We start from the raw sequence: 16,989 nt of genomic DNA on the forward strand, positions 1-16,989 counted from the left end.
TTAGTAATTTACATAGTCTACTATTTCTAAACCATACCCGATCATACCAACTCTTTTTTGTTGAACGGTATTGGATACCAATCGTAGTTTATGGATATTAAGGTCATGTAGGATTTGCGCCCCGATTCCAAAATCCTTGCTATCCATAACTATTTTAGGCGCTTTCATTACTTCTTCTCCATTTTGGATTTCTTTAAGTGCACTTAATCGACCTAAAAGGTTTAATGATTGGCTTTCCTGATTGATAAATATTATCGCTCCTTTACCTTCGGTATTTATCCTCTGGAACATAGCATCAAGACGCTTATCTGCATTATTGGTTAGCGTCCCTAGAATATCATTATTAAATAAAGTAGAATTTACCCTTGTAAGCACTGGTTCTTGATCATCCCAGCTTCCTAAGGTAAGAGCAATATGGATTTGATTATTTGTAGTTTGCTTATATGCTCTTAATCTATACTTTCCAAAACGAGTCACAATATTAAAATCTTCTTTTTTCTGAATCAAAGAATCATGTTGCATCCTATATGCCACCAAATCTTCGATAGAAACCAATTTAAGATCAAATTTCTTTGCTACCTCTACCAATTGTGGAAGACGCGCCATACTACCATCTTCATTCATAATTTCGACAATCACTCCTGCCGGTTTTAAACCAGCAAGTCTTGCGAAATCAATCGCCGCTTCTGTATGCCCGGTTCTTCTTAACACCCCTCCTTCTTTGGCTTTCAAAGGAAAAATATGTCCTGGACGAGCCAATTCATGCGGTTTAGTTTCGGGATCGGTTAATGCTAATATTGTTTTAGCTCTATCACTAGCAGATATTCCTGTGGTAACTCCTTTACCTTTTAGGTCTACAGAAATCGTAAAAGCAGTTTCCATAGGATCGGTATTATTACCCACCATCATATTAAGCTTAAGATCATCACAACGATGCTCGGTAAGAGGAGCACAAATAAGTCCTCTACCGTGGGTAGCCATAAAATTTATCATTTCGGGTGTTACCTTCTCGGCGGCAGCCAGAAAATCTCCTTCATTCTCACGGTCTTCATCATCAACCACAATAATCACTTTACCTTGTCGAATATCTTCAATCGCTTCTTGAATAGTATTCAACTTTATGTGTTTTGTAGTTTGAGTAACATCTGACATAGTATCTTAAATAAAAATTGCTTTGCAAAGATATTTAAAAAGAAATCTATTTCTTGCGTTTAGAGACTCGTTTCATAAAGAAATTTCGGATAGGCTGGACAAAAGTATCAAAATTGAAGATCCCTTGATCGGTTGTAGCTCTATGTGTAAGAAAAATACTTAACGGAAAAATAATAAAGGTAGATAACCAAGACCCTATAACTGGAGGAATTCCTCCTTCTTCTGCACTGTTTTTAGCAAAAATTCCTATAAAATGATAAGTAAGAAATAATACTACACCGATTACAATAGGGAGTCCCATACCTCCTTTTCTAATAATTGCTCCTAATGGTGCCCCTACAAAAAACAGCAAAATACATGCAATACCTAATGCATACTTATCGTGCAAAGACATTTCATATTTATTTAATGCTCTACGAAGTCCTACGTTACCCGATTTGGTAGAACTAATTTTTCTAAGTACCACATCTACATTTGAAGAAGCCAGTTTATAAATTTGAATTTTCTGATTGGTATCGAAATAACTTTTGATATCGGTAGAGTCATTAAAAGTAGCCAAACTATCTTTGGTTATCTTTTCCTTTATCGCCATTAGATTTTTGTTAATTGTAGTTAACCCATTTCTTCTCCCTACCTCTTCTTTAACCGATTTAAGGTTTCCTGTAACCCTATCAGACAAAGTATCTATCTCAGCACCTAGCTCATTTACATTAAGCATATTATACCCTTTACTAAATTGTTGAGCGTCCATATCTACTTCACCCAAGGATGATAAATCGATATTTAAAATGTACTTCTCGAAATGAGTTTTAGCAAATGGCAGTTTATTTCTACGTTTAGGAGATCTTTGTTGAATCTCATCGTAGTAGTTACCATCGTTAAGTATCAAAGTAATTAAATCAGAATCCGCACTTCCACGTAATTCTCCTTCTACAGCTTTTATCACTGTAAAATTACCTGGTCTAGCAGCTTTTTTATGAATAATTACATCCCTAAGGAACTGATCATTATCGCCATGCTTTTCAGCTACTTTTATGTTAATATCGCCCAAATCATTAAATTGATTTGGAGTAATTACCATAGCAGGTTTGACCTTTACAATATTTTTCCTCAGATTAATAAATCTTTTTTCAGAAGAAGGAATTACTGTGTTGGAGAATAAAAAAGCTCCAATACCCACAAAAAATATAAAAACCGAAAGCGTACGCATTGCACGCTGTAGGGATATCCCCGATGATTTCATGGCAGCGAATTCGTAATTCTCGGCAAAACTTCCGAAAATCATAATCGAAGTCAATAAAATAGTGAGTGGCAATACCATAGGTATTAACCTAGGCGTCGCAAAGGTTAAAAACTTTAAAATTACTGAGAAGTCAAGATCTTTACCCGCTAGTTCTGAAATAAACAACCATATGGTTTGTAATAACAGAATGAACATGATAATAAAAAACAACGGAAAAAACGTCTTTAAGAAAGAGGTTAGAATATATCGATCAAGAATCTTCACAAATTTGGTATTTCTTAATTATCTAAATGAAGATAAGTTAATTAAAAATCAAAGAACGAGTATTAGCAAATACACGTTCTTTAATCATTTTAGCACATATTTTATAGTATTAATCTAATCGATTAATGTAATAATTATCATATTTTGATTCGTCAAAAGTAAATAATGTTTCTGAAAGAGGCTGATTTGTTTTAAAACTTGTTACTGTAAAAGTAACATTAGAACCATTATTTTGCTTTTGTATCATTTTATAGATATGTTTTGTTTGCTTGTCTATACCCAACAAAACCTCTTTTAAGTCACTTCTAGAATCTATAGGAGTAAGCTTAACAAATTGTATTTTTCTACCATTTACATCCTGTACAATATCCATTTTATAAGAATAACCATCTTCATAAAATGTAAGCATTTTTGAAGGAGTAATACTATTTTCATCATCTTCATCCTGCGAAGAAATATTAATTTCTTCATCTTCAGGAATAACGACATACAACTTCTTACCATCATACATCTGCTCTGTTCCCATTAAGTTAAGTAGGTATTTATTACCCTGCAAGGTAACTTCGCCTCTTGTTTCCTGAGAAACATTCTCTGCAGGATTGTTAATTGCGTATTTAAATCCAAGTACTATATTATTATAGCTTTTTACTTTTTGAGATACTTGATCTAATAACGTCTTAGCATTTTGGGCATTAACGCTAGTTATACCTAAAACAAATAATAAGAATATTACCTTTTTAATCATTTTATATGTCTTCTTTAATGTTTAATGTCTTTAGAGTTTGCACTCTATTATTATTCGTTGTCTAACAATTGCTGGAGCGCTACCAAATCGGTTACTAATACCTGTCTAGCTTTACTTCCTTCAAATGGTCCTACCACCCCTGCAGCTTCTAGTTGATCGATAAGTCTACCGGCACGGTTATACCCTAATTTTAATTTTCTTTGTAATAAAGACGCCGAACCTTGCTGTGCTGTTACAATAACTTCGGCTGCTTCTTTAAACAATTTATCTCTGTCACTTTTATCTATATCAAGACTTGTGCCACTTTCTTCTCCCACATACTCTGGTAACAAGTGAGCATCTGGATATGCTTTCTGACTTCCAATATACTCTGTGATTCTTTCTACCTCTGGAGTATCTACAAAAGCACACTGTATTCTTATAATATCATTCCCTTGCGTATACAACATATCTCCACGACCAATTAACTGGTCTGCACCTCCTGTATCCAAAATTGTTCTAGAATCAATTTTTGAAGTCACTCTAAAAGCAATACGAGCAGGGAAATTTGCTTTAATCATACCAGTAATTACATTAACCGAAGGACGTTGTGTAGCAATAATCAAGTGAATTCCAATTGCTCTAGCCAGCTGCGCTAATCTTGCAATAGGAGTCTCTACCTCTTTTCCTGCAGTCATTATAAGATCGGCAAATTCATCTACCACCAATACAATATAGGGTAAAAATTTATGTCCGTTTTCAGGATTTAACTTTCTTGCTTTAAACTTCGCATTATACTCCTTAATATTTCGAACCATTGCTTGTTTAAGCAAATCGTAGCGTGTATCCATTTCAATACATAAAGAATTGAGCGTGTTAATCACCTTTGTATTATCTGTGATAATCGCTTCTTCTGCATCAGGTAGTTTGGCTAAATAATGACGTTCTATTTTATTAAACAATGTAAGTTCTACCTTTTTAGGGTCAACCAAAACAAACTTGACTTCTGCCGGATGTTTTTTATACAGTAAAGACGTTAGTATTGCATTAAGTCCTACCGATTTACCTTGACCTGTTGCCCCTGCCATAAGTAAGTGTGGCATTTTTGCTAAATCTACTACATACGTCTCGTTTGAAATGGTTTTACCAAGTGAAAGCGGTAATTCCATCTCTGCATTTTGGAATTTTTGAGAGGCTATTGCAGATCTCATAGAAACAATAGTCGATTTTTTATTTGGCACCTCTATACCAATAGTTCCTTTACCAGGAATAGGAGCAATAATACGTATTCCTAAAGCAGCCAAAGAAAGTGCAATATCGTCTTCTAAGTTTTTGATCTTTGAAATACGTATTCCTGCTTCGGGCACGATTTCATATAATGTTACTGTAGGACCAACGGTTGCTTTAATCTGGGCAATCTCAATCTTGTAATTCTTTAAGGTCTCTACAATACGGTTTTTATTTTCCTCTAGTTCTCCCTGGTCTATAGTAATTCCTCCCGTTTGAGCAGTATAATCTTTCAAAAGATCTATTGTTGGGAATTTAAAATTCCCTAGTTCTAATTTAGGGTCGAATTCTCCAAAGTCTCTAACCAATTTATCACTCAAGTTCTTAACCTCTTCCTCTTCTTCTACAGCGGTTTCTACCTCCATTGCAATATCTTCAGGGTTATCTTCAGATTTGATAATTAATTTTTCTGGAACATCATTATCTCGATTTTTAGGATCGCCATAGAAATCATTAATTGTTGGGTTTAAGGAAACCTCGTTGGTAGATTCTGGTTGCTTTACAACTGGTTCTTTTTTATCCTCGGTTTTAGTAGAATCACCCTTAGATTTTGAAATAAGAGCATCAATTCTTTCCTTTATACTTGAACTTGATTCTTCTTCAGAAGTAGTACTTGTAGAGGTTACCGAATTACCATTTACTTTTGGTTTCGATTCAAAATCTTCGGTAATAACTTTTTGAGTATTTTTCAGAGATTCTGTTAATTTTTCTGGAGTGTAGCGTAATCTCACTACAATATAAACTATGGCAAAAAATGCCAATACTAACACAGTACCTATAAACCCAATATAATCTTGAAGAAAATCATTGGTTTCATACCCCACTATACCCGCCAATAAACCACTTTCCTTCTTTACAAATCCCAAAACAACCGAAATCCATATCATCACCAACATTCCCCAAAACCAGAATCCTGCAAGTTTCCTTTTATTTAAATCGAAGAAGAGATAAATCCCTGTCAAGGAAGTTAAAACAGGTAAAACTAAGGCCGAAATCCCAAACCCTTTAAAAATAAAGAAGTGACTCACTGAAGCTCCAAACTTACTCAACCAATTTTTGGTTGAAGAAGCTCTATCATAAAATTGGGTAATTTCACTCTGATCTATTTTCCAATTAAAGAAAAACGAGATAAAAGCAAAAAACAAACCTATCCCTAGAAAAAATAAAAAACTTCCCAAAACAACTTTCTGCTGTCTTGATAATGTAAATTTTTCCTTCAAAGAAGTCTTTGTCTTTTTTGTTGTTTTCCTTTTTGTTCTTACCTTTCTTTTAGCCATTATTTGGTTGTCTTATCGCAAAAATACGAATATCTATATTGGAACGTAAAAATGCTTTAAAAATTTTCTATTCAATACCCATGCCATAGAAATTGTTTGGCATAAACCTTTTAAATTTTTGCATTTTATTAATAAAGGATTAACTAATTAATACATTGAAAATCACTATCTTAAAGTCGTTGCAAGGATCATATTTCTAGCTCAATCGAACTTACCAATCAAAAGCATCGCTCTTTTATTAGCTAGTCTGACAATATAACAGATTGGCCAAACCTATGGTTCCTTATTATTTCGTAATCGCTTATTAAAATTCTTCAAAAACAAACTAAAAAAATCATGAAAAAGTTATTATTAATACTGGTATTCACATGGTCATTTTCTATGGTATCACAAGATTCTTATGATGTCATAACGTTAAACAATGGAAGTGTTATCGTTGGAAAAATCACGGAATTTAATTTCAATGAAAATCTAACTATACAAACAAAAGATGGCTATGGCTTCGTGTTTAACGTAAGAGATGTTAAAAATATTAAAAAAGAGCCCATTGAAAAGCAATACAAAATGGTGACTCCCGATCGTAGTATACAAAATAGAACGACTCCCCAACCCAATCAGGAAGGTTTTTCTCAAAACAATTTTACTACAACTCCTAATTACGGAAACAATTTTCCTGCTAGTAACTCTCAATCTTTTGCCGGAAATACCGTAAATAATGCGGCAAGACAAAATCTTCAGGCTACATCATCATATAATAATCCTAATGGTATTCCTCAAACAAATAACTATGCAACTCAGCGCCCCACACAAAACCAATTATCTAGACAAGTTCCGGGATATAGTAATACTGCAAACCAAATTCGTCAGGGTAATAATTACCCAAATACACAGTTCTCAAGAAATCAAGGAAATGAGCAATACCAATCTTCATCTCAAAGACCATATAATAGTCAACTTCAAGGATACCCTTCTCAAACTCCTCAAACTCAATCTCGCAACAACTATTATGCTTCTAATACCAATTTAAATCCGGTTGTGCCACAAACTGTGAAACCTATATCAAATCCAGATATTTTCACAAACGTTGACAGTTATGGATCTATAAAAAACAGGTCTTCTGACCTTGATTGCTCGAGAGGGTTTGGTAATTTTTACTTTACCAATAAAACTCGCAATAACGTTTTAATAAGTATCCAAAAAAAACAAAAAGATGGATATTATAGTGATTATAGAGAACTTGCTATTCCTCAAGGATCCAAAGGATACTTTAGTAATTTAAAGGCAGGTGATTATCCTTTCTTTGTGAAAATCAAAAACTCTATCGGAAACAACCAGGAAGAATATACTACTTTAGGAAGAGGTAATATAAGGGTAGAAACATGCAAAACGGAATACTTAGATATTAGATAAATAAAATATCGGCTAAAAGAAAACGCTGCACTTAAGTTTCTTTTAGCCGATTATACTCTTCTAAAAAATATAAGGTATATAAATAATTGCACCAATAATAATTGCTGTAATTGCAGCTATAAAGACGGCACCGGCGGCTACATCTTTTATAAAGCCAATCTTATCATGAAAATCTGGATGTATAAAATCTGCTATTGCCTCGGCAGTGGTATTTAATCCTTCTATGCTCATCACCAGTCCGATCGCGAAAATTTGTAACATCCATTCTGTAGAAGAAATATCAAAATAGAACCCAAGAACAGTCATCACTATTGCTATTCCTGTTTGTACTTGTATACTAGGCTCTGTTTTTAATAATAACACTGCTCCTTTGAAAGCGTAACCACAACCACGCAATCTACCCATTATGAACTTAGTAACCTTACCCATTTATCTAGGAAAGGGCATTAATAGCCGCATCGTAATTTGGTTCTTGTACGATTTCAGGTACTTGCTCGGCATAGGTGACAACTCCTTCTTCATCAAGAATAACCACTGCTCTTGAGTGAAGACCTTTCATTGGTCCGTCTATAATTTCAACTCCATAGTCCTTACCAAACTTCCCTGTATTGAAATCTGATTGATTAATTACATTTTCTAACCCTTCGGCACCGCAAAAACGTCCCTGCGCAAAAGGTAAATCTCTAGATACACAAAGCACTTTTGTGTTTGATAAATTTGATGCTTTTTTATTGAATTCTCTAACCGAAGCTGCGCATATTCCAGTATCTATAGAAGGAAAAATGTTCAACACCACCTTTGATCCTTGATAGTCCGACAACTTAGAAGTCGATAGGTCAATATTAACCAATTCAAAATCTGGAGCTTTTTGTCCTACTGCTGGTAAATTACCCACGGTGTGAATTTCTGTTCCTTTTAATGTTATTGAAGCCATAGTAATAGTTTTTTGTTGTTTTTAAGAGCTCTAAATTAGTAAGATTAAATGGTATTATTTAAAAGTTTTGTATAAAAAAACCTTCTTAAAATTAAGAAGGTTTTTATTTTCCTTTTTCATGTATCTATTGATCCAAGTACCCGTTGCATGAAATTATTCAATGCTTCCTTTTTGGAGGTACCTTCTTTGATCATTTTATCAACTTCGAGAGCGCCATACATATTTGAAATAAGTTCTCCTATTACATCTAACTCTTCATCTTTTAATGAAGGTACTTCTGTAAGCGCTTCAAGGGTTTCTATAGCTTCAACAACGAAGTCTTCATCATTTTCTTCTATAAAACCAGTAAGGTGCTTAATTATTGGTAATTTCATCCACTAGTTCTTTAAGTACTTCAAATTTGTTAGTTTGCACTTGATTAAGGAACGTTCCGTTTTTAAAAGTTGCAAACGTAGGCAAATTATCAACCGTTGCCATTTTTCTAGATTCAGGGTATTTTTCTGCATCAACTACAATAAAAGTAGTATCACTTTTTTCTGAAGCTAATTTTTTAAACTTAGGTTTCATAATTCTGCAGTTTCCGCACCAAGAAGCAGAATATTGCACTACAACCGTAGTGTTATCTTCTACGATCTGTGAAAGATTATCTTGAGATAATTCGTTAACCATAATTCTTTTTTTGTAGTATACAATCCTTATTTAAACAAAGGGAAAATAAGGATTGTATTATTTATAATTTAGTGTGAAGCTAAATAAGAAGCCACTCCTTCTCTATTTGCATTCATTGCATCTTTTCCTTCTTCCCAGTTTGCAGGACAAACCTCACCATTTTTCTGTACGTGTGCATAAGCATCTATTAAACGCAAAAACTCAGCAACATTTCTTCCAACCGGCATATGATTAACTCCTTCATGAAATACTGTACCTTCTTCATCGATAAGGTAAGTCGCTCTATAAGTTACATTATCTCCCTCAACAGTAACTACTCCAGTTTCTTCATTGTATTTTTCGTTGGTAATGTCTAAAATACCTAAAGTACCAGCTAAATTACGATTAGAATCTGCCAAAATTGGGTAAGTAACACCTTCAATACCTCCGTTATCTTTAGAAGTATTTAACCATGCAAAATGTACTTCTGGTGTATCACAAGAAGCTCCTATAACAATTGTATTACGCTTCTCAAATTCGGCTAAAGCTTCTTGAAACGCGTGTAATTCTGTTGGACAAACAAAAGTAAAATCTTTAGGATACCAGAATAAAAGCACTTTTTTGTTATTGTTTTGTGCTTCTTCCAAAACGTTAAGTTTAAAAGTATCTCCCATATCGTTCATAGCGTCTACGTTTAAACTTGGGAATTTTTTACCTACAAATGTCATATTCGTGTTTTTTTATTTGTTAATTATTTTTTGACAGCGCAAATATACATCTAGATAAACAACTATAAACTGACATTTATTTTAAATTTTTATAGGCAAATAGTTTTTTCCAATTAAAATCTATTTTTCTTATAATTTATTCATAAATTCCTACATAAAGATAATTTTACTTACAAAAATTACGGATAAATTGCACTTTTTTTACGGTGAATTACACTATGTTAAATCTATTTTTGTATTTTGGTCTCCCAAATACACCCAGAATATTATAGCAATTGAAAATTGGTATTCGACATATAACTCTTTTGTTTCTAATAGGTTTTACTTCATTAGTACAATCTCAAACTTCTATAGTTTCAGATAGTATTCAAAGCTACATTGAAAAAGCCGAAAAACTTCAGGAAGAATATAAGTATGAAAAGTCCTTGGAGATCGCAAAAGCAGCTCTACAAACTGCTCTTTACAATAATGATGATAAGAGCCTTGGTCACATTTACAATATTATTGCAAAGAATTATGAAATAAATGAAGATTTTATAAAAGCACGGGGTAATTACCGTAAAGCACTTGTCTATGCCAAAAGTTCAAAAAGTAGGGTATTGGAAACCGATCTTTATAATAGTATGGCTAGAGTCTTTACCAAATACAACCTTACCAGAGCCAAAGGAGTTACCTATTACAAGAAATCGTATGAATATGCTATCACTTTAAAGGATACTGCACGAATGTTAAGACCCTTGTTAAATCTGGGAGAATATTACATCGTGAGAAGTGATTTTGATAGTGCCTTTGAGTATCTTGAACCTGCTCAAGAATTAATTCAATCAAATTCTTCTAATCTTGTTAAAACAAAGCTCACAGGCCTGTTAGGTAAGTATTTTCTCAATACCAGAAAATATGAGGAGGCAGAAGATTATATAGACCAAGCAATTTCATATGCAAAAGGAGAAACTAAAAACAAAGACAATAATGATCAATTAGTTTCAACCTATTACGAGGAATTAGCATCGGCTTACCAAACAAAATCTGAACTGTACAAAAAACAGGATGATTACCAAAGAGCATATACCTACCAAAAGAAACATTTTCAAAATATTCTTTTATCCAAAGACAAGAAAAAACTGCAAGAGCTTAGAAAAGCAATTACAGAATATGAAGTGGATCTTTTAGAAAAAAGAGCTAAAAAAGCGGAATCTGAAAAAAAAGAAAGTGAATCTGAAGTATTGAAATGGCGAATTAGTATTATTCTTGGCATTATACTTATTCTGATATCACTTGCATTCTTAATAAGTTCATATAAAAACAATATTCAGAAAAAAAGATTGAATAGTGATCTAATTGAGAAAAATAAAGAACTTATAAGTGCCAAAGAAACTGCAGAACAAGTTTCGACCTTAAAGTCACAATTCATATCGACAGTAAGCCACGAACTTAGAACACCGTTGTATGGGGTAATAGGGCTTACCTCTCTGTTAATGGAGAATCCTGAAGAAAAGAAAAAGAATGAATATCTAGAGTCCTTAAAATTTTCTGGAGATTACTTACTGGCATTGATTAATGATGTATTGCAACTAAGTAAAATAGAGACTAATGAGGTTAAGCTCGAAAAGGTTTCTTTTGATATCAGAAGTTTAATCGAAGGAATCGTAAATTCTCTTCACACAAAACAAAAAAGTAATAACAACACAGTACATATTGATATTGATAAGGAGATAAACACAACATTATTAGGAGATTCAGTGAGGTTATCACAAATCTTAATCAACCTAATAGGTAATGCTCTTAAATTTACCAAAGACGGTAATATTTGGATTAATGTTAAATGTCTTGAACAAAAAAATGATAGTTACCATCTTAGATTCTTGGTTAAGGATGACGGGATCGGAATTCCTAAGAGTAAACAAAAATCTATTTTTGACAACTTCGCGCAAGTAAAAAATGAAAATCAGGAATATGAAGGTACTGGATTAGGATTGGCTATCGTAAAAAAATTAATTCATCTACATAATAGTGAGATTAAAATCAAAAGTCAGGAAGGAAAGGGATCTGAATTTTACTTTGATTTATCTTACGAAAAAGCGGTTAAGCAAAGGGAAACTGCTTTACAGTCTGGAGAGAATCTGAGCATTGGAACCACTAATTTCTATGTCCTTATTGTTGATGATAATAAGATAAATCAAATTGTAACTCAAAATATCCTTAAGAAAAAAGGATATACTTGTAATATTGCAAGTAATGGTATGGATGCAATCAAAATGCTTAAAGAAGAACAATTTGACCTTGTACTTATGGATATAAATATGCCAGAAATGAATGGTCTTGAAGCTACAAAGGTTGTACGAACATTTAACCCAAGTATTCCGATTATAGCCCTTACCGCTGTCGAAGAAGGAGAAATAAGAAAGCAAGCACTATCTGTGGGTATGAATGACGTTATTGTTAAGCCTTATGATACGCAACAGTTCTTTCAAACTATCATGAGAAATATCTCAAAAGTTAAAATGGCCTAACCCTCGATTCAACCTCCCAGGCACTTCTTAATATTTTGTATTTAATTGTTAAATGCTATTCAATTTCTCTTGAATATCTTAATTTAGATGCAAAAATTACAAGATCCCTTTACCATTATGGATTCAAAAAAAAGCGGTTTTAATACCATTTGCACGCATATTGGAGAAATAGAAGACCAACAATTCAAAGGAGCTATATCTCCCATTTATTTGTCTACCTCATATGCTTTTGAAGATGTAGACATAAAAAGATATCCCAGATATTTTAATACTCCAAATCAAGAAGCTTTATGTAAAAAAATTGCAGCTCTTGAAAAAGGAGAATCTTCTTTAATTTTTGGAAGCGGTATGGCAGCCATAAGCACTTCTCTTTTTGCTTTTTTGCAGAAAGGAGATCATATTGTATTGCAACGAACGCTTTACGGTGGTACGGCAAACTTAGTTAACGAAGAGTTTGGAAAACACGGCATTGAATATTCTTATGTTGACTCTCAAACCGCAGAAGGTTTTGAAGAAAAAATAAAATCCAATACAAAAGTAATCTACATTGAAACACCATCGAACCCTTTATTGACCATTACTGATATCGAAGCTATAGCTTCTTTGGCGAGAAAAAGAGGAATTATTACAATGATCGATAATACATTTGCTTCTCCTGTAAATCAAAATCCAATCGAAATGGGAATTGATATAGTTATTCATTCAGCCACAAAATATCTTGGTGGGCATAGTGATATTCTTGCTGGAGCAGTAATTTCTACTAAAGAACATATGGATAGAATATTTCAAGTAGCCAAAAACTTTGGAGGTAGCCTAAGTGATTTTACCGTATGGATGCTTGAAAGAAGTATTAAAACCTTAGGTCTAAGAGTTAAAAGACAAAATAAGAATGCTTTAAAACTTGCCAAATGGCTGGAGAAGATGGATGATATCGCTGCCGTATACTATCCTGGATTAAAAACACATCCCGATCATGAACTAGCAAAGAAACAAATGAATGGTTTTGGAGGAATGCTGTCTTTCGAATTACAAGAAGACTTAGACGCTAGTTTATTCCAGAAAGAGCTTAAACTCATTAAAAGTTCTATGAGCCTGGCGGGTGTTGAAAGCACTATACTTTCTCCTACGCTTACCTCTCATGCTTTATTAACAGAAGAAGAAAGAAATGCGCAAGGAATTAGAGACGGGCTATTAAGATTTAGCGTTGGTATTGAAGATAAAGAAGATTTAATGCAGGATATTTTACAGGCATTGAAAAAAATCAAAGCGTTAGCACTACAGGATTAACATATGAAATTAGATATTCTCGCCATTGGAGCACATCCAGATGATGTCGAACTAAGCTGTTCAGGAACTATAGCCAAAGAAATTTCCAAAGGAAAAAAAGTTGGCATACTAGATCTTACACGCGGTGAATTAGGAACCAGAGGAACCCCAGAAATAAGAGATGCAGAAGCTAGAAAGGCAGCAGAAATTTTAGGAGTTTCGATAAGAGAGAACCTTGGATTTAGAGATGGTTTTTTTGTGAATGATGAGAAACACCAACTGGAAATCATTAGGATTATACGAAAGTACCGCCCCGATATCGTGCTATGCAATGCTATTGATGACAGGCATATTGATCATGGTAAGGGGAGTAAATTAACCAGTGACGCTTGTTTTTTATCTGGTTTAAGGAAAATTGAAACGGTAGATAATGGAGGTTCTCAGGAAGCCTGGAGACCTAAACAAGTATATCACTATATACAATGGAAAAACTTGGAACCTGACTTTGTGGTAGACATTAGTGATCATATGAAACCAAAACTGGATAGTGTAAAAGCATATGGTTCTCAATTTTTTGATGCCACCAGCAAAGAACCCTCTACTCCCATATCTAGTAAGAACTTTTTGGACAGTATTGAGTATCGAGCGGCAGATTTAGGAAGAATTATTGGTGTAAAATATGCCGAAGGCTTCACTGTAGAACGCTATGTAGCAGTTGATTCCATTTTTGATCTAATTTAATTCAAAAAAATGTTTGCATAAATACAGAAATACTTTATTTTTGCAAACCAAAATTAAATGGTGGTTGTAGCTCAGTTGGTTAGAGCGCCTGATTGTGGTTCAGGAGGTCGTCGGTTCGAGACCGATCTTCCACCCTTAATAAAAAAAGCCCTTTTGTAAAAGGGCTTTTTTCTTTCTAATCGTTTCTCCTTATTTTTTATCCTTATCTAATACTAATCGTTTTTCTCTGTTTGCAACTTCCCATGCAGTGTAAAAAACAAGTTGGGTACGTTTTGCAAGAAGATCGTATTCAATCTTATCTGGAGTGTCGGTTGGTTGATGATAGTCTTCATGAACCCCATTAAAATAAAAAATGATAGGTATATTATGCTTTGCAAAATTAAAATGATCACTTCTATAATAAAAACGGTTAGGATCGTTCTTGGCATTATATTTATAATCTAAATCTAATTTTGTATATGTACTATTTACGGCTTCGCTAATATCGTGTAGTTCTGTACTCAAGCGATTACTTCCTATTAAATAAATATAATTATTTTTTTCTTTTTCTGTATGATGCTTATCTATTCGACCTATCATATCGATATTCAAATCGGTTACTGTATTTTCTAATGGAAAAACAGGATTTTCGGTATAATATCTTGAACCATACAATCCTTTTTCTTCTCCTGTTACATGAAGAAACAAAATTGATCTTTTAGGACCTTTACCATCTTTTTTGGCTTTTGCAAATGCTTCTGCTATCTCCAACAATGCTACAGTTCCTGAACCATCATCATCTGCACCGTTGTATATATTTCCACTAGCATCTACCCCTACGTGGTCATAATGCGCAGATAACACTACAATCTCTTCTGGTTTTTCTACACCTTCAATAAACGCCAAAACATTTTCTGAAGCCTTTATTCCTCCTCTGAAATAGCTTTTAGGAATCTCCTGAAAATAATCATCCTCTCCAAAGGGCGAAGTAATTCCAATTCTTTTGTACTGTTCTTTTAAATACTCAGCTGCCTTTTTTTGCCCCGGTTCTCCAGTATCTCTTCCTTCGAATTCATCGCCTGCAAAAGTGTATAAGTAGTCTTTCAATTCATTAGCAGTAATACTTTCGGCATATGTACTAACAATAGGATCTGCTTTAATACTTAAATTGGTATCTACCTGCTTATCTGCAACAGGAGAATTTTGAGAGGTTCCGCAACAACAAACAATAAATGAACCTAATAAAATAAAAGTGTTTTTCATGCAATGATTTAATTTTGAATGCACAAGATAGTTAATTCAAGGCATATTCGATGAGATTCTTTTCAAACAACAAAAAAAGCTCAAAATAATTCTTAAAAAATTCTTTTTAGATTTAAAAAAGGTTTTATATTTGCACCCGCAACGGAGAAATGGCAGAGTGGTCGAATGCGGCAGTCTTGAAAACTGTTGAGGGTCACACCTCCGGGGGTTCGAATCCCTCTTTCTCCGCAAAAAGCCTTGAAAACTATATGTTTACAAGGCTTTTTTTATTTCTTGACTTAAAAGAGAATGATTTTATCGTTTTGTTTTAAACATTTGATATCCTTTTACTCTTCTAAACGATTTTTTTTAAACCTTAATTTTCCCGTTTCAATACCTATTGCTGTTTTTGCTAATATGGTAAATACAAAAGCTCCCAGAGCCCAAATACCTAACGTTACTCCAATTTCGATTCCGGTAGGAGTGTATTCGGCAATTTTACCATAGGGTCCAGGAATAAAACCTGGTACTATCAACCCAAATCCTTTTTCGATCCAAATAGCAACAAAAAGCATAAAACAACAGATATAAAGCATCCCAAAGTTATTTCTAAACTTTCCTATCGTAAGTAATACAGTGGCAACAATATTAAGTGTAATAGCCGTCCAAATCCAGGGCAGGAGCGCTGTTTTTCCTTCTAAACCAAAAAACAGATAAAATGCACTTTCGCTATGGTGTGTTGGAAAATAGAATTCTTTAAAAAGCTCAGAAATGAGCATGATTAAGTTAATTTGTGCCGCAACGGTAACAATAGTTGCTATTTTTTTTATGGTCTTGTCTTCAATTTTAAACTCTGTAAATTTTCGAATAACAGCTAACACCAAAATAATAAGTGCTGGACCTGCAGCAAACGCCGAAGCCAAAAAACGAGGCCCCAATAAAGCATTATTCCAAAACGGACGTGCTTGCAATCCTTGGTATAAAAATGCTGTAACCAGATGTATCCCTACAGCCCAAAACACAGATAATATTGCGCCCGGCACATAAACCTTTGGATTAGCATCTTTTCCCTGGTAGTGTTTAAAAAGTATATATAATGGAATAGTGATATTAATAAACAGATACCCATTAAGTACAATAACATCCCAAGTAAGCATAGAATTCGGGAAATTAAATACTCCTATACCTGGTATCATGTGCCATAACACAGAAGGCCCTCCCATGTCTGCCACCACGAATGCCAAACACATAATTAACGCAGCTACCGCCAAACCTTCGCCTATCAAAACTGCTTGCTTAAAATCTATATCATGTAATACATAGGTAGGCATTACTAACATAACAGCGGCTGCAGCAACGCCAACGAGAAATGTAAAATTAGAAATATAAAGCCCCCAACTTACTCTATCAGTCATTCCAGTTACTACTAACCCTTCTTCTAATTGGATAGAGTAACAATACATACCCACTAACATTACAATAGTTAAAAAGGCCATCCATAGCAGATATCTAAACGAACCTTTTGTAGAAACATCAAGACTGTCTAAAACTAAACTTCTAAATACTTTAAGTGTTTGCATATGT

At 33.7% G+C, this 16,989-nt stretch carries 15 protein-coding genes and 2 tRNA genes; 6 read left to right on the plus strand and 11 right to left on the minus strand.

All coding sequences use genetic code 11. The features are described 5' to 3' along the window. The 4 genes from ribB to M0D21_RS04155 form a co-directional block, all read right to left on the minus strand. Entirely contained in the window at nt 1-1,152 is a 1,152-nt protein-coding gene (gene ribB, locus M0D21_RS04140; RefSeq protein ID WP_248327174.1) for a 3,4-dihydroxy-2-butanone-4-phosphate synthase, read from the minus strand. Nucleotides 1,153-1,198: 46 nt separating this feature from the next. Continuing rightward, on the minus strand, nt 1,199-2,659 hold the full coding sequence (locus M0D21_RS04145; RefSeq protein ID WP_248327175.1) for an LptF/LptG family permease: 1,461 nt from the start codon (nt 2,657-2,659) through the stop codon (nt 1,199-1,201). Between the two features lie 109 nt (nt 2,660-2,768). After that, nucleotides 2,769-3,401 carry a LolA family protein gene (locus M0D21_RS04150; RefSeq protein ID WP_248327255.1) on the minus strand — a complete coding sequence of 211 codons (633 nt, stop codon included), beginning with the start codon at nt 3,399-3,401 and terminating at the stop codon, nt 2,769-2,771. 53 nt (nt 3,402-3,454) lie between these two features. Beyond that, complete coding sequence (locus tag M0D21_RS04155) at nt 3,455-5,947, minus strand: FtsK/SpoIIIE family DNA translocase (protein ID WP_248327176.1); 2,493 nt, start codon at nt 5,945-5,947, stop codon at nt 3,455-3,457. Nucleotides 5,948-6,283: 336 nt separating this feature from the next. On the opposite strand from M0D21_RS04155, the gene M0D21_RS04160 reads away from it, so the two are divergent. Beyond that, the gene (locus M0D21_RS04160; protein ID WP_248327177.1) at nt 6,284-7,357 is read left to right on the plus strand and encodes a hypothetical protein; all 1,074 of its coding nucleotides are present in this window, start codon (nt 6,284-6,286) and stop codon (nt 7,355-7,357) included. A 60-nt stretch (nt 7,358-7,417) separates the two neighbouring features. Here the strand turns inward: M0D21_RS04160 and M0D21_RS04165 are convergent, their stop codons facing one another. The 5 genes from M0D21_RS04165 to M0D21_RS04185 all read right to left on the minus strand — a co-directional run bounded on the left by M0D21_RS04165 (nt 7,418) and on the right by M0D21_RS04185 (nt 9,667). Continuing rightward, the gene (locus M0D21_RS04165) at nt 7,418-7,762 is read right to left on the minus strand and encodes a diacylglycerol kinase family protein (RefSeq protein ID WP_248327178.1); all 345 of its coding nucleotides are present in this window, start codon (nt 7,760-7,762) and stop codon (nt 7,418-7,420) included. Between the two features lie 28 nt (nt 7,763-7,790). Beyond that, nucleotides 7,791-8,291 (minus strand): thiol peroxidase, encoded by a 501-nt coding sequence (gene tpx, locus M0D21_RS04170; RefSeq protein WP_248327179.1) that lies wholly within the window; start codon nt 8,289-8,291, stop codon nt 7,791-7,793. A 116-nt stretch (nt 8,292-8,407) separates the two neighbouring features. Then, nucleotides 8,408-8,665, minus strand: coding sequence for a DUF6952 family protein (locus tag M0D21_RS04175; RefSeq protein WP_248327180.1), 258 nt, complete (start codon nt 8,663-8,665; stop codon nt 8,408-8,410). Further along, complete coding sequence (locus M0D21_RS04180; RefSeq protein WP_248327181.1) at nt 8,646-8,960, minus strand: thioredoxin family protein; 315 nt, start codon at nt 8,958-8,960, stop codon at nt 8,646-8,648. The genes M0D21_RS04175 and M0D21_RS04180 overlap by 20 nt, the downstream gene beginning before the upstream one ends. Before the next feature lie 68 nt (nt 8,961-9,028). Beyond that, nucleotides 9,029-9,667 carry a peroxiredoxin gene (locus M0D21_RS04185; RefSeq protein ID WP_248327182.1) on the minus strand — a complete coding sequence of 213 codons (639 nt, stop codon included), beginning with the start codon at nt 9,665-9,667 and terminating at the stop codon, nt 9,029-9,031. A 275-nt stretch (nt 9,668-9,942) separates the two neighbouring features. Here M0D21_RS04185 and M0D21_RS04190 point away from each other — a divergent pair, with 275 nt between their 5' ends. The 4 genes from M0D21_RS04190 (at nt 9,943) to M0D21_RS04205 (ending at nt 14,319) form a co-directional block, all read left to right on the plus strand. Then, a complete protein-coding gene (locus tag M0D21_RS04190; protein WP_248327183.1) occupies nt 9,943-12,177 on the plus strand; it encodes a response regulator in 2,235 nt (744 codons plus the stop codon). Between the two features lie 117 nt (nt 12,178-12,294). Beyond that, nucleotides 12,295-13,464, plus strand: a complete 1,170-nt coding sequence (locus M0D21_RS04195) for a trans-sulfuration enzyme family protein (protein ID WP_248327256.1) — start codon at nt 12,295-12,297, stop codon at nt 13,462-13,464. Between the two features lie 3 nt (nt 13,465-13,467). Beyond that, a complete protein-coding gene (gene bshB1, locus M0D21_RS04200) occupies nt 13,468-14,184 on the plus strand; it encodes a bacillithiol biosynthesis deacetylase BshB1 (protein WP_248327184.1) in 717 nt (238 codons plus the stop codon). Between the two features lie 59 nt (nt 14,185-14,243). After that, nucleotides 14,244-14,319 (plus strand) — tRNA-His (locus M0D21_RS04205). A gap of 54 nt (nt 14,320-14,373) precedes the next feature. Here M0D21_RS04205 and M0D21_RS04210 read toward each other — a convergent pair. Then, nucleotides 14,374-15,426 (minus strand): M28 family metallopeptidase, encoded by a 1,053-nt coding sequence (locus tag M0D21_RS04210; RefSeq protein ID WP_248327185.1) that lies wholly within the window; start codon nt 15,424-15,426, stop codon nt 14,374-14,376. Between the two features lie 143 nt (nt 15,427-15,569). On the opposite strand from M0D21_RS04210, the gene M0D21_RS04215 reads away from it, so the two are divergent. Continuing rightward, nucleotides 15,570-15,654: transfer RNA gene (locus M0D21_RS04215), tRNA-Ser, on the plus strand. 98 nt (nt 15,655-15,752) lie between these two features. Here the strand turns inward: M0D21_RS04215 and dsrP are convergent. Beyond that, a complete protein-coding gene (dsrP, locus tag M0D21_RS04220) occupies nt 15,753-16,985 on the minus strand; it encodes a sulfate reduction electron transfer complex DsrMKJOP subunit DsrP (RefSeq protein WP_248327186.1) in 1,233 nt (410 codons plus the stop codon). Nucleotides 16,986-16,989 lie beyond the last annotated feature (4 nt).

It is taken from the genome of Aquimarina acroporae, assembly GCF_023195925.1.
GTDB lineage: Bacteria > Bacteroidota > Bacteroidia > Flavobacteriales > Flavobacteriaceae > Aquimarina > Aquimarina acroporae.